6 protein-coding genes and 1 pseudogene are annotated in these 4,412 nt (G+C 61.1%); 4 read left to right on the top strand and 3 right to left on the bottom strand.

Annotated elements, in window-relative coordinates:
• Together VEZ38_RS03840 and VEZ38_RS03835 are read left to right on the top strand one after the other, a co-directional pair.
• A partial coding sequence (locus VEZ38_RS03840; protein ID WP_324892020.1) for a M3 family oligoendopeptidase occupies window positions 1-1,090 on the top strand: 1,090 nt, incomplete at its 5' end.
• 54 nt (window positions 1,091-1,144) lie between these two features.
• Window positions 1,145-1,363 (top strand): hypothetical protein, encoded by a 219-nt coding sequence (locus VEZ38_RS03835; protein ID WP_324892019.1) that lies wholly within the window; start codon window positions 1,145-1,147, stop codon window positions 1,361-1,363.
• A gap of 67 nt (window positions 1,364-1,430) precedes the next feature.
• On the opposite strand, the gene VEZ38_RS03830 is transcribed toward VEZ38_RS03835, so the two are convergent.
• Window positions 1,431-1,655 (bottom strand): alpha/beta-type small acid-soluble spore protein, encoded by a 225-nt coding sequence (locus VEZ38_RS03830; RefSeq protein WP_324892018.1) that lies wholly within the window; start codon window positions 1,653-1,655, stop codon window positions 1,431-1,433.
• Between the two features lie 101 nt (window positions 1,656-1,756).
• On the opposite strand from VEZ38_RS03830, the gene VEZ38_RS03825 reads away from it, so the two are divergent.
• Together VEZ38_RS03825 and trpS are read left to right on the top strand one after the other, a co-directional pair.
• The gene (locus tag VEZ38_RS03825) at window positions 1,757-2,254 is read left to right on the top strand and encodes a hypothetical protein (RefSeq protein WP_324892017.1); all 498 of its coding nucleotides are present in this window, start codon (window positions 1,757-1,759) and stop codon (window positions 2,252-2,254) included.
• A gap of 381 nt (window positions 2,255-2,635) precedes the next feature.
• Complete coding sequence (gene trpS / locus VEZ38_RS03820) at window positions 2,636-3,625, top strand: tryptophan--tRNA ligase (protein ID WP_324892016.1); 990 nt, start codon at window positions 2,636-2,638, stop codon at window positions 3,623-3,625.
• A 35-nt stretch (window positions 3,626-3,660) separates the two neighbouring features.
• Here trpS and VEZ38_RS03815 read toward each other — a convergent pair whose 3' ends face one another.
• Both VEZ38_RS03815 and VEZ38_RS03810 read right to left on the bottom strand, forming a co-directional pair.
• Window positions 3,661-3,831, bottom strand: coding sequence for a hypothetical protein (locus VEZ38_RS03815; RefSeq protein WP_324892015.1), 171 nt, complete (start codon window positions 3,829-3,831; stop codon window positions 3,661-3,663).
• 10 nt (window positions 3,832-3,841) lie between these two features.
• Window positions 3,842-4,412, bottom strand: a pseudogene (locus VEZ38_RS03810) (metal-dependent hydrolase); the annotation flags it as partial.

Raw genomic sequence — 4,412 nt, 5'->3', positions numbered from 1 at the left:
GCTCAACCACCTCGGCGGCTTCCGCTTGCAAACCTATAAGCATCGCGGTTGGGACTCCGTTCACAAGGAGCCGCTCGACATCAATCGGATGACGCCGGAGACGCTCGCGAGCATGTGGAGCGCGATCGAAGCGAACCGCTCGTTCCTGCTCGATTATTTCAAGAAGAAAGCCGAGCTGCTCGGCGTCGAACGGCTCGGCTGGACCGATCTCGACGCGCCGATCGGCAAGGCGGGGGAGAAGATCGGCTTCGACGACGGGGCGGCGCTCATTATCGATCAGTTCCGCCGCTTCGGGCCGCGGCTCGCGGACTTCGCGGCCATGACGTTCCGGGACCGGTGGATCGAAGCCGAGGACCGGCCGGGCAAGCGGCCCGGCGGCTTCTGCACGTCGTTCCCGCTGAAGAAACAGTCCCGCATCTTCATGACGTACGAAGGCTCGATGACGAACGTATCGACGCTCGCGCACGAGCTCGGTCACGGCTTCCATACGCACGTCATGTACGATCTGCCGATGCTGACCCAAAACTACGCCATGGGCGTGGCGGAGACGGCGTCGACGTTCGCGGAGCTGATCGTGTCCGACGCGACGATCCGAAGCGCCAAGGACCGCGAGACGAAGCTTGCGCTGCTCGACGACAAAATTCAGCGTTCCGTGGCGTTCCTGATGAACATCCACGCGCGGTTCCTGTTCGAGACGAACTTCTACGAAGAGCGGAAGCGCGGCACGGTGAGCGCGGAGCGGCTGAACGATTTGATGGTTGCGGCGCAGAAGGAAGCGTATCACGATTCCCTGGCGTCGTATCACCCGCATTTCTGGGCTTCGAAATTACACTTTTACATTACGGAGGTTCCGTTTTATAATTTTCCATATACGTTCGGATATTTGTTCAGCACCGGCATCTATGCGACGGCCGCCGGCGAAGGGGCGGGCTTCGAGGAGCGGTACGTCTCGCTCTTGCGGGATACCGGCCGCATGACGGTCGAGGATTTGGCGCGCAAGCATCTGAACGTCGATCTGACGCAGCCGGAGTTCTGGGAGCGATCGGTGGCGCTCATGAAGAAGGACGTCGAGCATTTCCTGGCGCTGTAACGAGAACGTCGGAAGCCGGACGCGAACGGGCGAGGAGCCGGAGGTGGAAGCGAAGTGGGTCTGCAAAACTGCGGACGCTGCGGAACGTTGTTTGTACGGCAAAAGTCCCAATATTGCGCGGAATGCGCGAAATGGTTCGCCGCTACGTACGGGGAAATCAGAGACTACTTGCGATCCAATCCGAACCGCACGTTGTGGGACGTGCACGTCGAGCTGAACATTCCGTTATCGGTCGTACAGCAAGTGATCAAATATACGGAAGAGAACGGATGAACGGCAAAGAAAAAAAGTGACTATGTCGCCATAGTCACTTTCTTTCGTAAGTACTTCCGCCCGCTGATTAGCGGCGGAATTGACCAGCCAAAGACTGCTCCGCGATTTGCACGAGGCGGCGAGTAATGTGACCCCCGATCGCACCGGTGTCGCGGGTAGCCATGAAGCCGTAATAGCCGTCTTCAGGAATCTTGATGCCGAGTTCCTGTGCGACTTCGTACTTGAGTTGCTCCAAAGCTTGGGAAGCTTGTGGTACAACCAAGTCGTTCGAGCTGTTAGAACCTGTACCCATGAGTGATCACCTCCCTCTTGAAACGTAGTATGATCCAAAACAAACATTATACGCATAAGAAATACTGGTAATTTTTTCACGCGCCGAGAAGGAGGATCCCCATGTTCGACATTCGATACGAGGGACTTTCCCACAACGCGGAATTACAGATTGTTCAAGCGGACGTCGCCGTCGTCGCCGAAGGGGAAACGCTCGTCGAAGAGCCGCTCTGCATCGATGTGGGACTCCCGGCGCTGCTCGCCAGCGCGTTCGGGGACGTCCGGCCCGACCGGTTCGCCGACGCGGCCGTCGCGTGGGAGCGGATGCCCTTCTTCGTCTGCGGCTGCGGGGATCCGGACTGCCGGGGCATTCCGATCGCCGTTCGTCACGAGGGCGGCGACGTCGTCTGGACGGAGCTCGAGCAGACGCCCTCCGGCGAGCGCGCGCACGGGGAGTATCGCATTCCGTCGGCGGACTATCGCCGCGTGCTTAAGCGGCTCGGGCAGTCGTTCCTCGCTTTCGTCGAGCCGCTCGACTACCGGCCGCTGCAGCCGGACACCGTACGCCTCGTGCGGGAATGGACGGAGCGGCTGGAGCGCGAGGACGCCCAAGCCCTATAATCGCGAGGGGACTTGTGCGGAGGCACCCTTTCCGCTATAATGTGGAAAATCGTAACCCTCACATGATGAATCGATGACGGGAACAAGTAACCTTGCGAGCGTTCAAGCGCAGAGAGCCGGCGGATTGCTGCGAAGCCGGAGTTGAGCCGCGAAGCGAATGGGTCCCCGAGATCGGAACCGAACCGCGCCGCAGACGGCGCGCTAGGGGAAGCGGACGGCTCCCGATATCGAGCTTGGAAGGCCGACGGCCCGAACGGGCGCAGCGATGCGCGAGTATGCGTTCGGACTCGGCGAAGAAGGGTGGCACCACGGCTCACGTCCCTTGCGGACGGGGCCTTTTTTGCGTTCATTTTCGGAAAAATCAAGGAGGGCGTTGAGCAGATGAAAAAGAAACGGGTACTCTCGGGCATTCAGCCGAGCGGGTTGATGACGATCGGCAACTATATCGGGGCGATTCGGCAATTCGTCGACATGCAGCACGAGTACGACAGCTACTTCATGATCGTCGACATGCACGCGATCACGGTGCCGCAGGATCCGGCGAAGCTGCGGGAGCAGTCGGAGTCGCTCGCGGCGGTGTATCTCGCTTGCGGCATCGATCCGGAGAAAGCGACGCTGTTCCTGCAGTCGCAGGTGCGCGCGCACGCGATGCTCGGGTGGATGATGACGACGCTCACGTACATGGGCGAACTCGAGCGCATGACGCAATTCAAGGACAAATCCGCGGGTAAGGAATCGATCGGCACGGGCCTGTTCGTCTACCCGTCGCTGATGGCGGCCGACATTCTGTTGTACGACACCGATCTCGTGCCGGTCGGCGACGACCAGACGCAGCATCTGGAGCTGACGCGCGATCTCGCGAATCGGTTCAATCAGCGGTTCGGCGAGACGTTCGTCGTGCCGGAGGGCCACTTCACCGAGGTCGGGGCGCGCATCATGTCGCTCCTCGACGGCACGAAAAAGATGAGCAAGAGCGATCCGAATCCGGGCGCGTTCATCTCCCTGCTCGACGAGCCGGACGTCATCCGCAAGAAGTTCAGCCGGGCGACGACGGATTCCGGCCGCGAGATCGTCTTCGACCGCGCGAACAAGCCGGAGGTCAGCAACTTGCTTGAAATTTACTCGGCGATGACGGGGAAATCGATCAAGGAGCTCGAGAAGCAATACGAGGGGCAGGGCTACGGCGCGTTCAAGAAGGAGCTGGCCGAGGCCGTCGTGGAGGTGCTGGCGCCGATTCAAGCGCGGTACCGCGACATTCGCGCTTCAGGGGAGCTGCATACGATGCTGAAGCGCGGCGCGGAGAAAGCGTCCGACGTCGCCGACGCGACGCTGCGCCGGGCGATGGAGAAGATGGGCTTCGTCCTCCCGTAAGGAACCGCAAGCCCCGAGGAGCGGCCTGCGGCGGACTACTTCCGCTGCAGCCGGCGCTTCAGCGCCATGCCGGCCCCGGTGACGGCGAAGCTCGCGAGGAGGAAGAAGAGCGCCCAGCCGGTGCGGAAGTAGCTGAGCGACGCCCCGGCCGCGATCAGGCAGGCGAGGCTAAGGGAAGCGAATAACAGTGCGAGCGGCTTGCTCAATAGAGTTCACCTACCTGGTGCCGACGAGGATCGGTTTTGACGGAGCGTCTTCGAGCTTGCGCTCGAGCTTTTCTTCGCTGATCCAGCCGACGTAGCTGAAGACGGGCTCCTTGTTAGCATTGTACTTCACGACGGCGAGGAATGGATACTGTTTTCGATGCTGATACCTCGCGTCGACCCATCGAACGATCGTGTCGGCGCCCCGGCGTTCCTCCTGCGGACACGGATGGGAGCTGAACGACAGGAACGCTTCGACGGCGGGGTGACGCTTCGACTTCTCGATCAACGGAGACGATGCGCACACGTATTTGTCGGTCCACGTCAGCTTGCCGCCCTTCCAGACGCCGATCGTGTAGTCGCCCTCGCGATTTTTCCGGACGACGTTCCACACGCTCCAATTCACGGTCGGAATCGCCGTATATTCGTCGCCGTCCCGGCGGGTCGGATCCCGGCGCGGCAGCGTCCGCTCCGTGACGAGATGAACGACGCTCCGCCAGGCGTAATACAGCAAGAGCACCCCGTAGAGCGTCGGGAATACGACCACAGGCGACGCCGCGCCCAGCGCCCATAACGCCAATGCG

Source organism: Paenibacillus sp., assembly GCF_035645235.1.
Classification (GTDB): Bacteria; Bacillota; Bacilli; order Paenibacillales; family YIM-B00363; genus Paenibacillus_AE.
The sequence above is the reverse complement of the archived record's forward strand: the minus strand, read 5'-3'. Positions and strand labels throughout refer to the sequence as shown.

Excerpts from the sequence above, each read along its gene's own strand:
- VEZ38_RS03830 (WP_324892018.1), bottom strand. The coding sequence starts at position 1,655 with ATGGGTACAGGTTCTAACAGCTCGAACGACTTGGTTGTACCACAAGCT.
- VEZ38_RS03825 (WP_324892017.1), top strand. The coding sequence starts at position 1,757 with ATGTTCGACATTCGATACGAGGGACTTTCCCACAACGCGGAATTACAG.
- trpS (WP_324892016.1), top strand. The coding sequence starts at position 2,636 with ATGAAAAAGAAACGGGTACTCTCGGGCATTCAGCCGAGCGGGTTGATG.